At 74.5% G+C, this 15,779-nt stretch carries 18 protein-coding genes; 8 read left to right on the top strand and 10 right to left on the bottom strand.

Going from position 1 to position 15,779, the window contains the following annotated elements; genetic code table 11:
• Positions 1-68: 68 nt before the first annotated feature.
• A complete protein-coding gene (locus ACZ50K_RS06510) occupies positions 69-1,979 on the bottom strand; it encodes a cellulase family glycosylhydrolase (protein ID WP_468898169.1) in 1,911 nt (636 codons plus the stop codon).
• Between the two features lie 186 nt (positions 1,980-2,165).
• On the opposite strand from ACZ50K_RS06510, the gene ACZ50K_RS06505 reads away from it, so the two are divergent.
• Together ACZ50K_RS06505 and ACZ50K_RS06500 are read left to right on the top strand one after the other, a co-directional pair.
• A complete protein-coding gene (locus ACZ50K_RS06505) occupies positions 2,166-2,468 on the top strand; it encodes a hypothetical protein (RefSeq protein ID WP_468898167.1) in 303 nt (100 codons plus the stop codon).
• A 74-nt stretch (positions 2,469-2,542) separates the two neighbouring features.
• A complete protein-coding gene (locus ACZ50K_RS06500; protein WP_468898165.1) occupies positions 2,543-3,004 on the top strand; it encodes a Crp/Fnr family transcriptional regulator in 462 nt (153 codons plus the stop codon).
• A gap of 69 nt (positions 3,005-3,073) precedes the next feature.
• On the opposite strand, the gene ACZ50K_RS06495 is transcribed toward ACZ50K_RS06500, so the two are convergent.
• Positions 3,074-4,657 (bottom strand): serine/threonine-protein kinase, encoded by a 1,584-nt coding sequence (locus ACZ50K_RS06495; protein WP_468898163.1) that lies wholly within the window; start codon positions 4,655-4,657, stop codon positions 3,074-3,076.
• Between the two features lie 171 nt (positions 4,658-4,828).
• On the opposite strand from ACZ50K_RS06495, the gene ACZ50K_RS06490 reads away from it, so the two are divergent.
• Together ACZ50K_RS06490 and ACZ50K_RS06485 are read left to right on the top strand one after the other, a co-directional pair.
• Positions 4,829-6,871: an FHA domain-containing protein gene (locus tag ACZ50K_RS06490; protein WP_468898161.1), complete on the top strand. Its 2,043-nt coding sequence runs from the start codon at positions 4,829-4,831 to the stop codon at positions 6,869-6,871.
• A 200-nt stretch (positions 6,872-7,071) separates the two neighbouring features.
• Complete coding sequence (locus ACZ50K_RS06485) at positions 7,072-7,515, top strand: subtilase-type protease inhibitor (protein ID WP_468898159.1); 444 nt, start codon at positions 7,072-7,074, stop codon at positions 7,513-7,515.
• 3 nt (positions 7,516-7,518) lie between these two features.
• On the opposite strand, the gene ACZ50K_RS06480 is transcribed toward ACZ50K_RS06485, so the two are convergent.
• Together ACZ50K_RS06480 and ACZ50K_RS06475 are read right to left on the bottom strand one after the other, a co-directional pair.
• Positions 7,519-8,454, bottom strand: coding sequence for a GNAT family N-acetyltransferase (locus tag ACZ50K_RS06480; RefSeq protein WP_468898157.1), 936 nt, complete (start codon positions 8,452-8,454; stop codon positions 7,519-7,521).
• Positions 8,455-8,508: 54 nt separating this feature from the next.
• Positions 8,509-9,117, bottom strand: coding sequence for a hypothetical protein (locus ACZ50K_RS06475; RefSeq protein ID WP_468898155.1), 609 nt, complete (start codon positions 9,115-9,117; stop codon positions 8,509-8,511).
• A gap of 178 nt (positions 9,118-9,295) precedes the next feature.
• On the opposite strand from ACZ50K_RS06475, the gene ACZ50K_RS06470 reads away from it, so the two are divergent.
• From ACZ50K_RS06470 to ACZ50K_RS06460, 3 genes are all read left to right on the top strand, one after another.
• The gene (locus ACZ50K_RS06470) at positions 9,296-9,757 is read left to right on the top strand and encodes a VOC family protein (RefSeq protein WP_468898153.1); all 462 of its coding nucleotides are present in this window, start codon (positions 9,296-9,298) and stop codon (positions 9,755-9,757) included.
• Positions 9,758-9,839: 82 nt separating this feature from the next.
• Positions 9,840-10,118, top strand: a complete 279-nt coding sequence (locus tag ACZ50K_RS06465) for a hypothetical protein (RefSeq protein WP_468898151.1) — start codon at positions 9,840-9,842, stop codon at positions 10,116-10,118.
• Between the two features lie 40 nt (positions 10,119-10,158).
• Complete coding sequence (locus ACZ50K_RS06460) at positions 10,159-10,890, top strand: SIR2 family NAD-dependent protein deacylase (protein WP_468898149.1); 732 nt, start codon at positions 10,159-10,161, stop codon at positions 10,888-10,890.
• A gap of 47 nt (positions 10,891-10,937) precedes the next feature.
• On the opposite strand, the gene ACZ50K_RS06455 is transcribed toward ACZ50K_RS06460, so the two are convergent.
• The 6 genes from ACZ50K_RS06455 to ACZ50K_RS06430 form a co-directional block, all read right to left on the bottom strand.
• Complete coding sequence (locus ACZ50K_RS06455; RefSeq protein WP_468898147.1) at positions 10,938-11,423, bottom strand: VOC family protein; 486 nt, start codon at positions 11,421-11,423, stop codon at positions 10,938-10,940.
• A 136-nt stretch (positions 11,424-11,559) separates the two neighbouring features.
• Positions 11,560-11,934 (bottom strand): hypothetical protein, encoded by a 375-nt coding sequence (locus ACZ50K_RS06450; protein WP_468898145.1) that lies wholly within the window; start codon positions 11,932-11,934, stop codon positions 11,560-11,562.
• A 63-nt stretch (positions 11,935-11,997) separates the two neighbouring features.
• Complete coding sequence (locus tag ACZ50K_RS06445; protein ID WP_468898143.1) at positions 11,998-12,408, bottom strand: roadblock/LC7 domain-containing protein; 411 nt, start codon at positions 12,406-12,408, stop codon at positions 11,998-12,000.
• Positions 12,409-12,461: 53 nt separating this feature from the next.
• Entirely contained in the window at positions 12,462-13,268 is an 807-nt protein-coding gene (locus ACZ50K_RS06440) for a transcriptional regulator (RefSeq protein WP_468898141.1), read from the bottom strand.
• Positions 13,265-13,675 (bottom strand): roadblock/LC7 domain-containing protein, encoded by a 411-nt coding sequence (locus tag ACZ50K_RS06435; protein WP_468898140.1) that lies wholly within the window; start codon positions 13,673-13,675, stop codon positions 13,265-13,267. Before ACZ50K_RS06435 ends, ACZ50K_RS06440 begins: the two co-directional genes overlap by 4 nt.
• A 220-nt stretch (positions 13,676-13,895) precedes the next feature.
• A complete protein-coding gene (locus ACZ50K_RS06430; RefSeq protein WP_468898138.1) occupies positions 13,896-14,465 on the bottom strand; it encodes a TetR/AcrR family transcriptional regulator in 570 nt (189 codons plus the stop codon).
• A gap of 114 nt (positions 14,466-14,579) precedes the next feature.
• On the opposite strand from ACZ50K_RS06430, the gene ACZ50K_RS06425 reads away from it, so the two are divergent.
• Positions 14,580-15,746 (top strand): PucR family transcriptional regulator, encoded by a 1,167-nt coding sequence (locus ACZ50K_RS06425; RefSeq protein WP_468898136.1) that lies wholly within the window; start codon positions 14,580-14,582, stop codon positions 15,744-15,746.
• Positions 15,747-15,779 lie beyond the last annotated feature (33 nt).

Here is a 15,779-nt window from a genome sequence, read left to right as displayed (position 1 = left end):
CCGGCCCCTTCCGGCCACACCCGGCCCGCGGCCGATCAGAATCGGCCACGGGCCTCGGGCGGGTGCGTTCAGCCGGTGGGCAGCGAGCGGCAGAGCAGGGCCGCCGGGGAGGGGCGGGCGGCGAACCGGGTGGTGAAGGCGATCCCGGCGGCGTACTCGTCGGTCCGGCACTGGCCCTTGTAGTGGCCGTGGGCGAAGTCGCCGCCGGGGTTCCCGGCCGGCCGGGCGTCGCCCCGGTCGAACCAGACCGTACGGCCGCCGGTGGCGGGCAGCGCGGCGGCGGCCGGCGCGCACAGGGCGGCGGAGACCCGTTCGCCGCGCAGGCTGTAGCCGATCAGGAACCCGTTCGCGGGGCACTGGAGCTTGGTGTAGCCCCCGGCCCAGTCCCCGCCCGGCGGCACATGGGCCTCGTCCCGGACCACGGTGTGCGCCCCGGCCGCCGCCCGCAGCGCGGAGTCCAGGCACAGACCGCGGCCCCGGGTGTGGCTGAGCCCGGCCAGCGCGGACCCGTCCGGGCAGACCGCCTTGCGGGCCCCGCTGTCCCAGTCCCCGCCCGCCCGGGTGAGCAGCGAGGCGTTGTGGTCCCGGTGATCGGTGGTGAGCATGTGCCAGGACGGGGTGACCGGCACCGGGCCGGTGCGGCCGGCGGCCCCGGTGAGCCCGGTCCAGGCCGGGGTGCGCCAGTCCTCCGGGTCCAGGACGCCGGTGCGCCGGCCGGTGGTGTCGTAGCGGAGCAGGGCCCAGCTGTCCCCGGGGTTCCAGCCCACCAGCGGCCAGTAGGCGAAGTCCGCGTCGGTGGCGGTGAGGTTATCGGTGAGCCGGCCGAACCAGGTCCGCGGGGAGGTGTTCCGCTCGTCGGCGCCGATCCCGAACTCGCTGATCCAGACGGGAGCGGTGAAGTGGTTGCCGGGTTCCCCGGACACGTAGAAGGCCTGGTCGCGGAGGACCTGGCGGAGCTGCTCGGCGGTGAGGTCCTGGTAGCGGGGGTCATGGGTCTCGCCCATGCCGGTGGCGCCGCTGTGGTTCGGGCCGGTGTAGCCGTAGAAGTGCGCGGAGTAGACCAGCTTGCCGGAGACCGCGAGGGTGTGGGACAGGTTCCGGACGGGGGTGAGGACGGGGCGGCCGTGCGGCAGGCCGTCGGCGGGGATCCCGGTCCAGTTGATGCCCTCGACGACGATCAGCAGGTTCGGGTTGGCCTCGGTGAGGATCCGGTCGGCGGCCTCCTGGGCGGCGGTGTACCAGTCGTGGTTGTCGCCGAGGCCCCAGTTGGGGTCGTCGAGGAAGTCGCGGCGGACCTCGTTGTAGAGGTCGGCGCCGACCACCCGGGGGTTGTCGCGGTAGCGGCGGGCGAGGAACACCCAGTCGTCGGCCCAGCGGGCGGTGCTCTGGCCGCTGCTGTTCCAGCGCTCGTTGCCGTCCAGTCCGCAGCACCAACGGCTGGTGACGGTGTGGTTGTTGAGGATCACGGCGAAGTCGGCGGCGGTCAGCGCGGTGATCACCGCGTCGAAGACCTGGAGCGGGGTCTTGCCGCGCAGCGCCGGGTTGGCGGCCACGGCCGCGTCCGGCACCGGGGCGGTGGCCCGCAGCATCTCGTTGGAGAACGGCAGCCGGACGCTGTTCAGGCCCAGGGCCCGGAAGTCGGCCAGCAGGGCGGGCAGCGGCACCCGGTCCAGCCCGAGCGGGATGTCGTGGGAGGGCTGGCCGCTGTGGTGGTTCGCGGGGTCGGCACGGTCGCCGGAGCCGTTCCACGAGCCCTGGGCGCCGTCCCAGTTCCCCGACCGCAGCCGGAACCGCTCGCCGCGCGCGTCGACGATCCAGCGGCCCCGGGTGGACAGCGGCGGCGCCCAGGAGGCGGCCGCCCCGGCCGCCGGGCCGGGCGCCGCCGGGGCCCCGGGGGCGGGGCCGGGACTGCCCGCGGCCGGTGGGGCGAGGGCGAGGAGCAGCGCGCACAGCGCGAGGACGCCACGGAGGGTCTTCATCACACACCTGGGGGGGGTCGGAGGTCTCAACGGAGGCCTGGCGGCGACAAGTTACCGTCCGGTTGTCGACGAGGGAACCCGCCCGGGGCCGGGGAGCTTGGGCGAATCGGCCCCCTGCCGGCCTGCCGGGCTCTACCGTGCGGGGAGGGCAACGGCGGGCACGGGAGACGGGGCGGAGCGGCGGCGATGGAAGACGAAGAGGACCTCCGGCTGGCCCGGATCACACCGGAGATCTCCTGCCGGACCATAGGGCTGCTGCGCGACCTGGTCGGACTGGAGCCGCCCGAGCGGGTGCCCGAGGGGGCCATGCGGCTGGCCGACGAGGTGCTCGCGGAACACGGCACGGACGGTCTGCGGGTCCTGGTCATGACCCTGTCCGCCTGGGCCACCGCACAGATCGAGAACGTGGCCGAGCTCAGCCGGCGCAGCCACGAGGCGGTACTGGATTCCATGGAGCTGGCCTGTCTGGAGGCGCAGACCGAGGACTGATCCCGGCCTCGGAAGGGTTTCTTCCGGCCGACAGCGGACACTGGAGATACGGGGGGCCCTGATCGGAGGCCGTCGTGAGCACACCTTCCCCCATACGCATCGCCGCCGTCCTGTCCACCGAGCACCGCGGACGGCTGATGAGCCAGGCCCGTGAAGTGAACTTCCGCGAGGGCGCGCGGATCTTCGACGAGGGGTCCCGGGCCGACTCCTTCTGGATCGTCCGCTCCGGCACCGTCACCCTGGAGCTGCCGGTGCCCGGCCGCCGGCCCGCGGCCATCGAGAGCCTCGGCCCCGGCGAGCTGGTGGGCTGGTCCTGGCTGTTCCCGCCGTACGTCTGGCAGCTCGGCGCGGAGGCGATGACCCCGGTGCGGGCGTACGAGTTCGACGGGCCGAGCGTCCGGATGCTGATGGACGCCGATCCGGCCTTCGGATCGGCCGTCGGCCACTGGGTGGGCCGGGTGCTGGCCGCCCGCCTGCACCAGACCCGGACCCGGCTGATGGACCTGTACGCACCGCGTCTGACCCAGCTCGGCTAGCCGGAGCGGCCGCGGCCGGCGCGTCCGGCGCGTCCAGCGGGTCCGGCGGGTCCGCCGCGTCCGGCGGGTTCAGCCGGTGCAGGTGATCGAGAAGGGCACCGGGTCGGAGAGGGCCCGGACCGGGCTCTGGAGTTCCACCGCCATGCCGGTGGTGAGGGTGCCGGTCCTGGCGTAGGCGGTCAGCCGTACGGTGTCCCGGGCCGGCGGGTCGCCCTCGCCGCCGACCGACAGGGTCCGCCACCGCGGATCCACCACCGAGCCGTCGCCGGACACCCAGCGGTAGGAGACCAGGGTCGGTTCCGGCGCGGTGAAGGTGGCCGTGAAGGCCGGGGCCAGGGCCTGCGAGGTCGGGCAGCCGCCGGTGTAGCGGGTGTGCTCCCCCGCCACCGACACCCGGACCCCCGTCCCGGCAAGGGCCCCGGTCCCGGCCCCGGCGCCACCGCCGTCACCGTCCCGGTCGCCCAGTACGAGGGCCAGCCCGCCCGCCGCCAGCACGCAGAAGCCCGCCCCGGCCGCCACCAGGCCCGCGATACGGCGCCTGCGGCGCGGTGCGGCGGGAACCGCCGCGGAGGCCGTCGCGGGGACCCCAGGGGCCGCCACCACGGGCGCCGTCTCGGTGGCCGGCGGCACCGGGGCGGCGGCCGGCGCGGCCACGGTGACGGTCGGCACCGACGGGACCGGGCCGGCGGCCTCGGTATCCGGCAAGCCCGGGACCGGGGCGGCGGCCGGGGCCCGGACGGCCGCCGGGGACGGCAGGGCCGGGCCCGCGGCGGCCGTGGTGCCGGGCCCGTCGGCGATGTCCCGCAGCGCCTCCGCCAGCTCGGCGGCGGGCGTGCGCTCGCCCGGCTCCTTGCGGAGCAGCCCGGCGATCACCGGGGCGAGCGGCCCGGCCCGGACCGGCACCGGCGGCTCCTCGTCCACCACCGCCCGCAGGGTGCTCAGCGCGGTGTCCTGCCGGAACGGGGAGCTGCCCTCCACCGCCGCGTACAGCAGGACGCCCAGGGACCACAGGTCCGACTCGGGTCCCGAGGGGCGGCCCAGCGCCCGCTCCGGCGGCAGGTACTCGGGCGAGCCGACGACCTCGCCGGTCAGGGTCAGCGCGGTGCCGCCCTCGACCACGGCGATGCCGAAGTCACCGAGCACCACCCGCCCGTCCTCGGCGACCAGCACGTTCCCCGGTTTGACGTCGCGGTGCTCCACCCCGACGGCGTGCGCGGCCCGCAGGGCGCCCAGCACCTCGGCGCCGACCCGCGCGGCCCGCCGGGGGGTGAGCGGGCCCTCGTCCCGCAGGAGTTCGGCCAGCGACCGGCCGCGGACCAGTTCCATCACGATCCACGGCCGTCCGTCCTCCGTCACCACGTCGTGGACGGTGACCACGTTCCGGTCCGGGATCCGGGCCGCCGCCCACGCCTCCCGCTCCAGCCGGCCGTACATCCGGGCGATGTCCGCGTCCCGCAGGCCCGCCGGGGCCCGCACCTCCTTGACGGCGACCTCCCGGTGCAGGGTCTCGTCCCGGGCCCGCCACACGGTGCCCATGCCTCCTTCGCCGAGGCGGGACAGCAGCCGGTAGCGGCCGGCGATCAGCCGCTCACCGCCCGGCGGGCCCGGTGCGGGCGCGATCTCGGTCACGGTCTCGGACTCCTCGTCGTACATGGGGGCGTGTCTCCCTCTCGTCGCCGGCCGACGCGAACATCACGTACGGATCGGGCCCCCGGTTCAGCACGTTCGGAAACTTTTCGGGGAAGAGATTGAACCGAACACCTTCTCCCCGACGTGTCGCTCACGTACGGGTCGTCAAGCAGGCTGATTTCCAAGGGGTGTGGAGTGCCATCGGTCATCGTCGGGCGCACGGGTCCGTTCACCGGACAGAGCGTGGTTCTGGGCAGCGAGCCCCTCAGCTTCGGGCGCAAGAGCGACAACAGCATCGTGATCGTCAGCCCCAGCGCCTCCCGGCTGCATGCCGAGATCCTCACGGAGGAAGCCGGGTTCGTGCTCTACGACCGGGAGAGCCGCAACGGCACGTACGTCAACGACCAGCGGGTCACCCGGCACGTCCTGCGGCCGAACGACCGCATCCGGATCGGTGACGAGACCTTCCTGTACGAGGCGCAGGACGCCATGGAGACGGTCATGGACCTCTCCCTGCTGGACCTCCCCCGGGTGAGCGCCACCGACCCCGGCACCCTGCGGGTCACCGTCAGCGGCGGCGGCCCGGTGGGCCTCGCCTTCGCCCTGGCCCTCGACGAGATGCTGCCCGGGCGGACCGCCATCACCCTCTACGACGGGCGCTGGACCCGGAAGGGCCGCACCGTCGTCTGGAAGGACGAGACCCAGGGCAACTTCCGCCGCCAGCAGGTGGTGACCGTCCAGAGCCGGCAGTACCTCGCCCTGTCCGAGGAGGTGCTCGGCGCGCTCTTCGAGGACTCCGGCGCCTACTCGGAGATGTGGCCCGTGGGCCCGGACTCGGTCGACGGCCGGCCGCCCCGCAACATCCGGATCGCCCACATCGAGGACCGGCTGCTGGAACTGGCCGGCCGCCGGCCCGCGATCCGGCTGGTCCCCGAGCGCTTCGACCCGGCGGAACGGCAGGAGCTGATCGCCCGCAGCCATGTCCTGGCGGTCTGCGAGGGCGGCCGCTCCCGCACCCGCGAGCACTACGCCGACCGCTTCGGCACCGCCGACTCCTCGATCTACTCCCTGGACGGCGAGCACCTCCAGGACGTGGTCCTGGGGCTCCGGGTGAAGTCACGGCTGCCGGACCCGATGAGCGTGCTGCTCACCGTGTCGCAGAACCGCTTCCTGCTCAACTCGCTGCGCGGCGAGGGCTTCCTGAACATGCGGCTGACCCGGGAGGAGACCCGGAACGTCATCGGGATCGACCCGGTGCGCCAGGTCTTCGAGGAGTGCATCGCCGCCCGGCCCTGTCTGATGAGCCGGCAGGAGGAGGACCACGAGTTCCGCTGTCCCACCCACGGCACCCTGTTCCTGCCCGCCCTGCTGCGCGGCTCGCCGCTGTGGAAGGAGATCCGGCAGGGCCTGCGGCTGTTCGGGGTGGCCGAGGAGGACCTGTCGGCGATCACCTCGTTCCGCCTGGACATGGTGCAGCGCCCCCGGTTCACCGCACAGTTGCACCGCCCGACCGCGGGCACTCCCGGCACCTACGGCTTCCTGCTGGGCGACGCGGCCAACGCCATCCACTTCTGGCCCGGCCGCGGACTCAACAGCGGTCTCGCCTCGGCGACTTCGCTGGCCCGCTCGCTGAGCCGGGCCTGGCGGGGGAAGCCGCTTCGGGACGCCGACTTCATCCGGCACGAGGCGGCGATGTCCATGCTCCAATACCGGCACAAGAGCCGGGCCTGGAACGCCATGGTGACCACCGACGAGCAGGGGGTCACCCGGGCCATCAAGGACATCATCGCGCGCGGCGCGGAACCGGCCGGGGTGCGGCCGGCCGGCCCGGTGGGCGGCGCTCCGGCGGGCGGCGGCCCGGCGGTCGACGACCTGACGGGCGACGACCTGGAAGCGCTGCTGGAGCGGATGGCCGGGATCCGCGACCGGCTGGGATCCCGGCTGCCGGGGCTGCCCGGCGACGCGGAACTCCGCTCCCACCTGGCCTCGGTCGCCCCCGCCACCCTGCGCACCCTGCGGGAGAGCGGGGCCTGGGACACCCTGATCGTCGGCGGCGAGGAGGCCGACATCGACCTCTTCTACCAGTCGGAGTCACCGGTGTTCGTGCCCCGCCAGGACAGCGGACCGGACAACGGGCCGGACAGCGGACCCGGCAGCACCCCGGAGGGCCTCGCGCAGAGCCCTTCGCAAGGTCCCCGGGACGACCCCCGGAAGGACCCGCGGAGCCTCTCCCGATAGCCGCGCGGGACGGCGGCCCGGTGGGCTTCGGCCTAATCCCCGGGCCGCTGCGCCGCAGGTGGCGGACCCGCCGTCGCCGCACTCTGCACACATGCGGTCACGAAACGTGACGTGAATTGGTACCAGGAGGCAGCGACCGCGCCGAAGGTGAGCAAGACTCGTGTCCGTTATCCGGCACGACGAACCGAGGAGTGTTCGCAATGCGATCCATCGTCCGCAGTCTGGCATTCTCGTCCGCCGCCATGGCGCTCACCGCGGCCGCCGCGCTCGCCGGGTCCGGCACGGCCGGCGCGGCGCCCGCCGGGACGGAGAGCCTCTACGCCCCGTCCGCGCTGGTGCTCTCGGTCACCGCCGGGGAGGACCCGGCGAGCGGCACGGTGCTGCGCGCGGTCACCCTGTCCTGTATGCCCGGGCCGACCGGCACGCACCCGGACGCCACCGGGGCCTGCGCCGAATTACGTGCCGAGCAGGGCGCGTTCGAATCCATCACCGGGGGCGGCTCGGAGCTGGCCTGCACCCGCGAGTGGGACCCGGTGACGGTCAGCGCGACCGGGGTGTGGCAGGGACAGCGGGTGGTCTTCGACCACACCTTCGCCAACCGGTGCCTGATGCGCAACGGCAGCGGAACCGTGTTCGGCTTCTGAGGATCAGCCGAGTTCCAGGCTGGTCACCCCGTACAGCCCCGCCAGGTCGACGGCGGGAGCCGGGCCCGTGTACATCCGGGCCGTCTCGAAGGCGGGCTCCAGGCCGAGTTCGGCCGCCAGGGCCACCGCCGCCGGGTTGGCGTCCGGTACGTCCAGGGCGATCCGCACCGCCCCGCCGGGACGACCGTCCGCCGCGGCGCCCGCCACCCCGGCCCCGGCCGCGGCCGCCAGCGCCCGCACCAGGCCGGCGGCGACGGCGGGCCGGTCGGCGTACAGCGGGCCGACCCGGTGCGCGCCGACGGCCGGCCGGATCACCCCGAGCCCCTCGATCCGGCCGTCCCGGACGGCCGCCAGGGCGGTGCGGCCGGGCAGTCCGGTCCAGGCGGCGAGGAAGGAGTCCCGCCGCTCGGGGAAGAACCGCCGGTCGTAGGCGGCGAGGGCGGCCGTCGGCAGCCCCGCCGCGTCGACCCACTCGACTCCGGCTCCGGCTTCCGTTCCGGAAGCCTCCCCGGCCCCCTCCCCGGAGCGGGAGCCGGAGCCGGCCCCTTCGGGGACCCCCTCGAAGCGGATGTTCGTCCAGGCCGGAAGGAAACCGGACCTGCGGTAGTTGGCCTGCTGGTCGACCACCCCGTCGAGTCCGGTCAGCCGGCCTTCCAGCCGGCGGGTCCCGGCTTCCCACAGCCGGATCCCGTACCCCCGGCCACGGAACCCGGGACGGACGATGTAGAAGCCGATGAATCCGAAGGAGGTGCCGTAGCGGACGGCGGAGACGCAGGCCACCGGCTCGCCGTCGAGCCGGCCGAGCAGGAAGCCGGACGGATCGGCCACGGCGAACGCGTACCGGTCGCCCTCCCCCGGGTTCCAGCCCTCGTCCTCGGCCCAGGAGCGGAACAGTTCCAGGTCGGCGGTGCCGGCCTCATGGATCTCGAAACCCGTCATGCCGGGTGTTCTACCAGATACGGGACACCAGGCCGGGCCACCCGGCCCGGTGGCTCAGTGGCCGCCGCGGGGTTCCAGGCAGCCGCCCTCCATGTAGGCGCCGTGGGCCTCCACACCGACCGGCCGGCCCAGACTGCCGGTGACGCAGGAGCCGCCGCCGCGCACCGCGAAGGCGAAGCCGAGCGAGCCGCCCGACCGGTACACCTCGCCCTCGGAGGTGACGTAGCCCAGGCCGTACAGGACCCGCCGGAGGGCCTCCTCGTCCACCGGGGCGGGGGTGCCGGCACCGGTCAGCGCCTTCGCGATCCGGGCGGCGTGCGCCCGCCCCCGGCACTCCGCCTCCGGGCCGAGCGTGCCCCGGATCCGATAGGCGTGGTTCTCCGCGTACTTGGCGGCCTCCGGGTCCAGCGCCCCGGCGGCCCCGCCCTTGGAGGGCGCGGCGCTCGCGGCGGCCGCCGCGTCCTTGCAGCGGGCGGCGATCTCGGGGAACCGCTCGTCGTGCCAGGTCCGGTCGGCCGCCATCGCCGCCTCGGCCGCCCGCGCCAGGTCCGGAGTCGGCGAACCCGTCCCGCCGGAACCCGTCCTGGTGGTGCCGCAGGCGGACACGGCCAGCAGACCGGCCAGCCCGGCGGCGATCAGGACGGCAGGGGCGGTAGGGCGCATCAGACGTTCTCCAAGGGGCCGGTCGGGCACGGCGGACAGTCGATTATGGCTGGTGGGAGCCCCCGGCCTCCTGAGTACCCGTACTCAGTCCCGCCCGGCGGAGCCGCAGTTGTCCGTCCCCGGGCGTATAAGGGAAGGGACCTCGATCGACCGAAGCCGACCGCAACCGGGAGCCCCGATGACCGCCGTGACCGCCGTGGAATGGAAACTCGTCGTGGACTGCGCCGACCCGCTGCGGATGGCCGGGTTCTGGTCCGCGGCCATGGGATACGAGCGCGAGGACAACTCGGTGCTGATCGAGCGGCTGATCGGCTTCGGCGCGGTCACCGAGCAGGACTGGACCGTGGTGGACGGGCACAAGGCCTGGCGGCTGGCCGCGGCCGTCCGGCATCCGGCCGACCCGGTGGACCCGGCCACCGGCGGCGGACTGGGCCGGCGGCTGCTGTTCAACGCGGTGCCCGAGCCCAAGCAGGGCAAGAACCGGCTGCACATCGACCTGCACTTCGGGCCCGACCGGCGGGACGCCGAGGCGGAGCGGCTGACCGGGCTCGGCGCCACCGTGCTGCGCCGGGTCGAGGAACACGGCAGCGTCCATCTGATCCTGGCCGACCCGGAGGGCAACGAATTCTGCGTCCAGTGACTGGAACCCGTCACCGTGAGGCATGATCCCTGCGCGGTGCGTGCGCACAGGGCGAAGGGCACCGCCCGGTCAAGGAGGCGCGGTGCTCGTCGAGAGTCGCGCGGCGCGGCAGGACGCGCTGGTGTTCTACGGACTGACCCTGCTCGGCGGCGCCGGCCCGGCCCTGGCCGCCGCCCTGCTGGTGCCGCTGCCCGGGTTGCTGGCGGCCGCCCTCGGCCTGCTCGCCGGCACGGCCGGCACCCTGGGCCTCACCGCCGGGATCGCCACCGACGGCCGTGAACTCCAGTCCCTGCTGACCTCGGTGGCCCTCCTCTGGACGGCCACCGCCACCCTCCTCCTGACGGCCTCCGCCGTCCGGTAATCCGGTGGCCGGGTTCGGGAGCCGTGTCTAGAGTCCCGGCATGGGGAAACCGCTTGTCGCCGTGCTCAGTGGGGCCGGACTGTCCACCGACTCCGGGATTCCGGACTACCGCGGGCCCAACGGGCTGTGGCGCCGTGATCCGGGGGCCGAACAGCTCGTCACCTACGGGCCGTACATGGCGGATCCGGAGGTCCGGCGGCGGTCCTGGCTGATGCGGGCGGAGCTCGCCGCCCTGGATCCGCGGCCGAACGCGGCGCACCGGGCCGTCGCCGAGCTGGAGCGGACCGGGACCCCGGTCCGGGTGCTCACCCAGAACGTGGACGGGCTGCACCAGGCGGGCGGGATGCCGGACCGCAAGGTCTTCGAACTGCACGGCACCGCCCGGGCGGTGGTCTGCACCCGGTGCCGGGCGCGTACCGGGATGGACGAGGCGCTGCGCCGGGTGGCGGCCGGGGAGCCCGATCCGGCGTGCGCCGGCTGCGGGGGGATCCTCAAGGCGGCCACCGTGATGTTCGGCGAGGCCCTGGACCCGGAGGTGCTGGGGCAGGCCATGGCGGTGGCGAAGGCCTGCGACATCCTGGTCGCGGTGGGCACCACGCTCCAGGTGCGGCCGGCGGCGGCGCTGGCCGGGATCGCGGCGGAGCACGGGGCCCGGCTGATCGTCGTCAACGCCGAGGAGACCCCGTACGACCCGCTCGCGGAGGAGGTCGTCCGCGAGCCGATCGGTACGGCCCTGCCGGCCCTGCTGCGCCGGATCGCCCGGGACGGGTGACCCGGCCCGGGCAATGCCGTGGAGGCATGGCGGGCGGGGGCAGGGGGTCAGGCGGTGCCGGCGTGGGCCCGGCGCAGTGCCGGCAGGTCCAGTTTGGTCATGGTGAGCATCGCGGCCGTGGTCCGGGCCGCCTTCACCGGGTCCGGGTCGCTGATCAGGTCGATCGCCTCGGTCGGGGTGACCTGCCAGGAGACCCCGAAGCGGTCCTTCAGCCAGCCGCAGGCCACGCCCTGGCCGCCGTCCCGGGTGAGGGCCTCCCAGTAGTGGTCGGCCTCCGCCTCGTCGGCACAGCGGATCTGGAAGGAGACCGCCTCGTTGAAGGTGAACTCCGGGCCGCCGTTCAGGGCGACGAACTGCTGCCCGTTGATCTCGAACTCGACGACCATCACCGAGCCGGCCGGGCCCGGTCCGGCCTCGGTGTAGCGGCCGACGCGGCCGAGCCTGCCGTCCTTGAACACCGACAGGTAGAAGTCGGCGGCGGCCTCGGCCTGGCCGTCGAACCACAGGCACGTGGTGAATCCGGTGCTGCTCATCGCTGCCTCCTGGGCGGTCCGGGGGCGGGGACCGCTGCCCGGTCCCCGCTTCCCCACCCATACGGACCGGAGGCGCCCGCGGAACTCATCGGTGGACGCGCGTCCGTCCGCCGGATTCACCCGTCCGGGCGCGTTTTCAGATCTCCAGTCCGGCCTCGATGCTCTTCAGCTGGTGGCGGGCCATCGCCAGGTTGGCACGGTTCTTGTCCAGGGCGAGGTAGAGGAAGAGGCCCTGCGCGCCCCGGCCCTTGAGCAGCCGGATGAGGTGGTACTGGGTGCCGAGGGTGATCAGGATGTCCTCGATGTCGTCCTGGAGCTTGAGCAGTTCCATGGTGCGGACCTTGGCCCGGACCACATCGGTGTTTCCGGCGGCGGCGACGTTCAGGTCGAGGTCCTTGCCGCCGCCGGAGATGCCGAGGGCCATGCCGCTGCTGTAGTCGACCAGGGCGGCACCGAGGGCGCCCTCGATGGTGGTGACGGCTTCCTTGAGGACGGTGTCCACGTTGGCCATGATGCTCTCCTTCTGGGGAACTGCTTCGGGATTTCTTCGGGGTTTCTTCGGGTGTGCGGGTACTCAGGGACGGGCGCCGGGGCCCCGGCGGCCGAGAGTGGTCTCGATGAGTTCGGCGATGTGCAGGCTGGAGCGGCGGGCTTCCAGATGGAGCCGGCCCACATTGGCGCGGGGTTCCGCGATCAGGGTCAGTACGGCCGCCTCACCGGCGGCGTAGGTGGCGACGTAGCCGTGTTCGCCGCGGACCAGGAGTTCCCGGAAGCCGCCCTGGCCGGTGGTGTCGGCGAGGCGCTGGGCGACTCCGAGGGCGGCGGCGGTGAGCGCGGCCACGGCCTCGGCCTCGGTCGCGGCGGTGTCCTGGGCCAGCACCAGGCCGTCGGCGCTGGCGGCGAGGGCGCCGGTGAGCTGGGGTACGCGGGCCCGCAGCCGCCGGAGCTCGGCGAGTATCTCGGCTTCGGCTTCGGCAGGCACCATGGCCGTTCTCCTTTCGGCCGCTCGCCGGTCCGCGCGGGGGCGCAGTGGGAGCCTCACAGGCTTGCCTCCAGTGCGTCGCGTAACCGGCGGAGCAGGGCCACGTCCGGGCTCTGGGTCTCGGTGATCCAGTCGGGCAGGGGGACCGCGGCCGGGGCGGGGGCCGGCGCGTGGGGGGTTTCGACGAGTCCGGCCGCGGCGAGCCGCCGGACGTCGAGGAGGGTGTGGAAGGCGGGCCGGCCCAGCAGCCAGGCCAGGGCGGCCGGGGTGCGGACCCCGTCCGCGTGGTGCAGCAGGTTGCGCTGGCGGCTGGTGAGCGTCTGCCCGGGGGCGGCGGGGCGGGGCACGACCGGGGCGGTGTCCAGGGCGGGATAGGGCCAGACCGCGTCCAGCAGTTCGCGGCGGCGGCGGGTCTCGCGTTCCACGGAGGCGGCGGGCACGGAGTGGTCCGAGCCGATCCAGTGGGTGGCGCCGCGGCGGAACCGGGAGGGGCCGCTGCCCGGGGAGAGCGCGAAGAACGCGGCGTCGTACATGGCGGCCAGGTGGCATATCTCCAGTTCGCCGCCGGCCAGTCCCCCGCTGTCGACCAGGAAGCGGGCCACCTGTCGGCGGGCCCCGGCCCGGTCCACGGCCTCACGCCAGCGTTCGGGCGTGAGGCCGCCGCCTATGGTGAGGAGGACGTCCAGTCCGGGGGTGGCGGGGCTCTCCGCGTGGACGATCCGGCCCTCCTCCAGGAAGAGGGTGCCGCGGTCGCGGAACAGGGCCCCGGTGGCGCGTTCGGCGGCCAGCCGGGTGAGCAGCGGGGAGACCACGGTGGGGTCGGCGGTGCTGAACTGGGTTCCGCCGGGCAGGAGTCCGGTCATCTGAGCACCAGCCCCTCGGCGAGGTCGCGGAGTCTGTGCCGGGCGAGGGCCAGGTTCCCCTCGGTGCGGTCCAGCCAGAGGTGCAGGAACACGCTGCTGTCGAAACTGGTCTCGACGAAGCGCAGCACGTGGTAGCCGCTGCGGGTGGTGACGATCAGGTCTTCGACGGGCGGTCCGGCCGGCTCGTCCGCGGGACCGTCGGGATCGGGGGGCGCGGCGGCGAAGGACTCGTACTCGGCCGCGGCGCGGGCCAGTTCGGCCGTCTCGGCGGCGGTGGTCTCGTGGTCGCCGACCGGTGAGTCCCCCGCGGTTCCCAGGGCCAGCCCGCTGCTCCAGTCCACCAGTGCGGCACCTCGGGCACCGGGCAGTGCCATGGCTTCGAGCAGGCATTCGTCAATCCCGGGCACGCGGGCTTCCCTCCCGGCCAGATGTCCGTAGCTCACGGTCGTACGGCGGCGACAGAGAGGAACTTACTCAAGTTCCACACAGCGGAAGGGTGTTCTGGCATTTTCCAACGGAACATGCGCGGAAGCCGACCGGGATTGGCCGAATCGGGGCGCGCTGGATCAAGAACCGTTGCGGGATGCCGGCCCCCGGGAGTCTGGCATACGATCCGCTGCCGCCCGACTACTGCCCGGCGGTCGGCAGCAGCGGGAGCAGCCGTGCCACCATCGCCTCGATGAGCTCCTCGGGCGGGTAGGGGGCGAGCAGTTCGGGTGCGGTCAGGTCGTCGACGATCAGACCCAGCATGGTCAGGTACAGGAGCACCACTCCGGTGCGGTCCCCGGGCAGTCCGGCGTCCAGGTGCCAGGTGACGTTGGCCTCCAGCTCCATCCCCTGGAACCGGGACAGCTCCTCGCGGAGTTCGGGCCGGCGGGTGGCCTCCAGACGGAGTTCCAGCATGGCGATGTGCACGCTGCGCTCGCGCCGCATCCGGGCCAGCAGGTCCCGCAGCAGGGCGGCGGTGTCCAGCGGGCCCGCGAGCGCCTCGGCGTCCGGGACCAGCCGCTCCCGGGTGCGGCGGAGGATCTGGCCGAGGAGCTGGCCCCGGTCGGCGAAGTAGTTGGACGCGGTGCCGGTCGGCACCGCGGCCTGCTTGTCCACCGCCCGCAGGGTCAGTCCGCGGGAGCCTTCGCGCGCGAGCACTTCGATGGCGGCGTCGAGCAGCGCGGCGCGGCGCTCGGGGTTCTGGCGCATGGCGGATCCCTGACTGGACTGTCCTGAGCACTGCAAGCGCAGTGCTCCGCCCACGGTAGCGGACCCGCTCCGGCCCCCTCCCCATCGGCCCGACACCGTGACACGCTGCGCGCCATGGAGAGGATCATCGAGGAGATACGCGAGGACCTGGACCGCCGGATCGCCGTCGTCGCGGAGCGGCTGGCGGACCGCACACTGGCCGAGGACCCCTCGTACGCCGCCCTGCTCGGCCGCGCCGAGCTGCGCGAGCGGATCCACCACAACCTCCGGCAGGCCGTCGAGGGCCTGGTCCGCGGCGTCCGGGGGCTGCCGGTGGACACCGCGGACGCCCGCGAGACCGGCGCCCTCCGGGCCGGCCAGGGTCTCCCGCTGGCCTCCCTGCTCCGCACCTACCGGCACGGCGGCCGGCTGCTCTGGGGGACCCTGACCGAGGCGGTGGCCGCGTACGACCGGGCCGCGCTGCCCCGGCTGCTGCCGGCCGCCGCCGTGCTGTGGGACGTGATGGACCAGCTGACGGACGCCGTCGCCGAGGCCTACCGGCACACCGAGGCCGCCCACGGGGCCCGCGACCGGGAGCGCCGGGCCGCCCTGCTGGACGCGCTGCTGGACGGCACCGGCGCGGCGGGCGGGCTGGTCTCGGAGGCCGCGGCACAGCTGGGGCTGCCGGAGCGCGGCCGGTTCGCCGTGGTGGTGCTGGCCCCCGGGGCGCCCGGCCCCGGCCCCTCCGCACCCACCCGGTCCGGGCACCCCCGGGTGCTGTGGCGGATCCGCGCCGACGGCGAGACCGGCCTGGTCGACCTGGGCGGCCGTCCCCTGGAGTCCGTACGGGAGCTGCTGGCGCCCCTCGGTGTGCGGGGCGGGATCAGCCCGGTGGTGGAGACCCCGGCCAAGCTGGTCCGGGCCCGCTGGCTGGCGGAGCTGGCCCTGCGGACCGCCCCCGCCCCGGCCGGACCGCGGACCGTGCTGCTGGACGAGCGGCTGCCGGCCGCCCTGGTGGCCGCCCAGGGCGAACTCGCCGACCGGCTGCGGCAGGTGGTGCTGGGCCCGGTGCTGGCCCTGCCCCTGGAGGACCGGCGGGTGCTGCTGTCCACCCTGGGCACCTGGCTGGCCTGCCAGGGCTCCACCACCCAGGCGGCCCAGCGGCTGTTCTGCCATCGCAACACGGTCTCGAACCGGCTGCGCCGCCTCGAACAGCTCACCGGCCGCACCCTGTCCGACCCGGCGCAGCTCGTCGAACTGTCGCTGGCCCACGCCGCGGTCACCCAGCGCGGCCTCGCCTGACCGCCCCGCTACGGGGCCTGCGCCGTCACCGGG

Source organism: Streptomyces sp. NPDC033845 (assembly GCF_055576225.1).
This window is presented reverse-complemented; position numbering and strand designations above follow the sequence as displayed.

What these genes read in the sequence shown, in the direction of transcription:
- ACZ50K_RS06510 (WP_468898169.1), bottom strand. Translation starts at nt 1,979, where the DNA reads ATGAAGACCCTCCGTGGCGTCCTCGCGCTGTGCGCGCTGCTCCTCGCC.
- ACZ50K_RS06505 (WP_468898167.1), top strand. Translation starts at nt 2,166, where the DNA reads ATGGAAGACGAAGAGGACCTCCGGCTGGCCCGGATCACACCGGAGATC.
- ACZ50K_RS06495 (WP_468898163.1), bottom strand. Translation starts at nt 4,657, where the DNA reads ATGTACGACGAGGAGTCCGAGACCGTGACCGAGATCGCGCCCGCACCG.
- ACZ50K_RS06485 (WP_468898159.1), top strand. Translation starts at nt 7,072, where the DNA reads ATGCGATCCATCGTCCGCAGTCTGGCATTCTCGTCCGCCGCCATGGCG.
- ACZ50K_RS06480 (WP_468898157.1), bottom strand. Translation starts at nt 8,454, where the DNA reads ATGACGGGTTTCGAGATCCATGAGGCCGGCACCGCCGACCTGGAACTG.
- ACZ50K_RS06475 (WP_468898155.1), bottom strand. Translation starts at nt 9,117, where the DNA reads ATGCGCCCTACCGCCCCTGCCGTCCTGATCGCCGCCGGGCTGGCCGGT.
- ACZ50K_RS06470 (WP_468898153.1), top strand. Translation starts at nt 9,296, where the DNA reads ATGACCGCCGTGACCGCCGTGGAATGGAAACTCGTCGTGGACTGCGCC.
- ACZ50K_RS06460 (WP_468898149.1), top strand. Translation starts at nt 10,159, where the DNA reads ATGGGGAAACCGCTTGTCGCCGTGCTCAGTGGGGCCGGACTGTCCACC.
- ACZ50K_RS06455 (WP_468898147.1), bottom strand. Translation starts at nt 11,423, where the DNA reads ATGAGCAGCACCGGATTCACCACGTGCCTGTGGTTCGACGGCCAGGCC.
- ACZ50K_RS06450 (WP_468898145.1), bottom strand. Translation starts at nt 11,934, where the DNA reads ATGGCCAACGTGGACACCGTCCTCAAGGAAGCCGTCACCACCATCGAG.
- ACZ50K_RS06445 (WP_468898143.1), bottom strand. Translation starts at nt 12,408, where the DNA reads ATGGTGCCTGCCGAAGCCGAAGCCGAGATACTCGCCGAGCTCCGGCGG.
- ACZ50K_RS06440 (WP_468898141.1), bottom strand. Translation starts at nt 13,268, where the DNA reads ATGACCGGACTCCTGCCCGGCGGAACCCAGTTCAGCACCGCCGACCCC.
- ACZ50K_RS06430 (WP_468898138.1), bottom strand. Translation starts at nt 14,465, where the DNA reads ATGCGCCAGAACCCCGAGCGCCGCGCCGCGCTGCTCGACGCCGCCATC.
- ACZ50K_RS06425 (WP_468898136.1), top strand. Translation starts at nt 14,580, where the DNA reads ATGGAGAGGATCATCGAGGAGATACGCGAGGACCTGGACCGCCGGATC.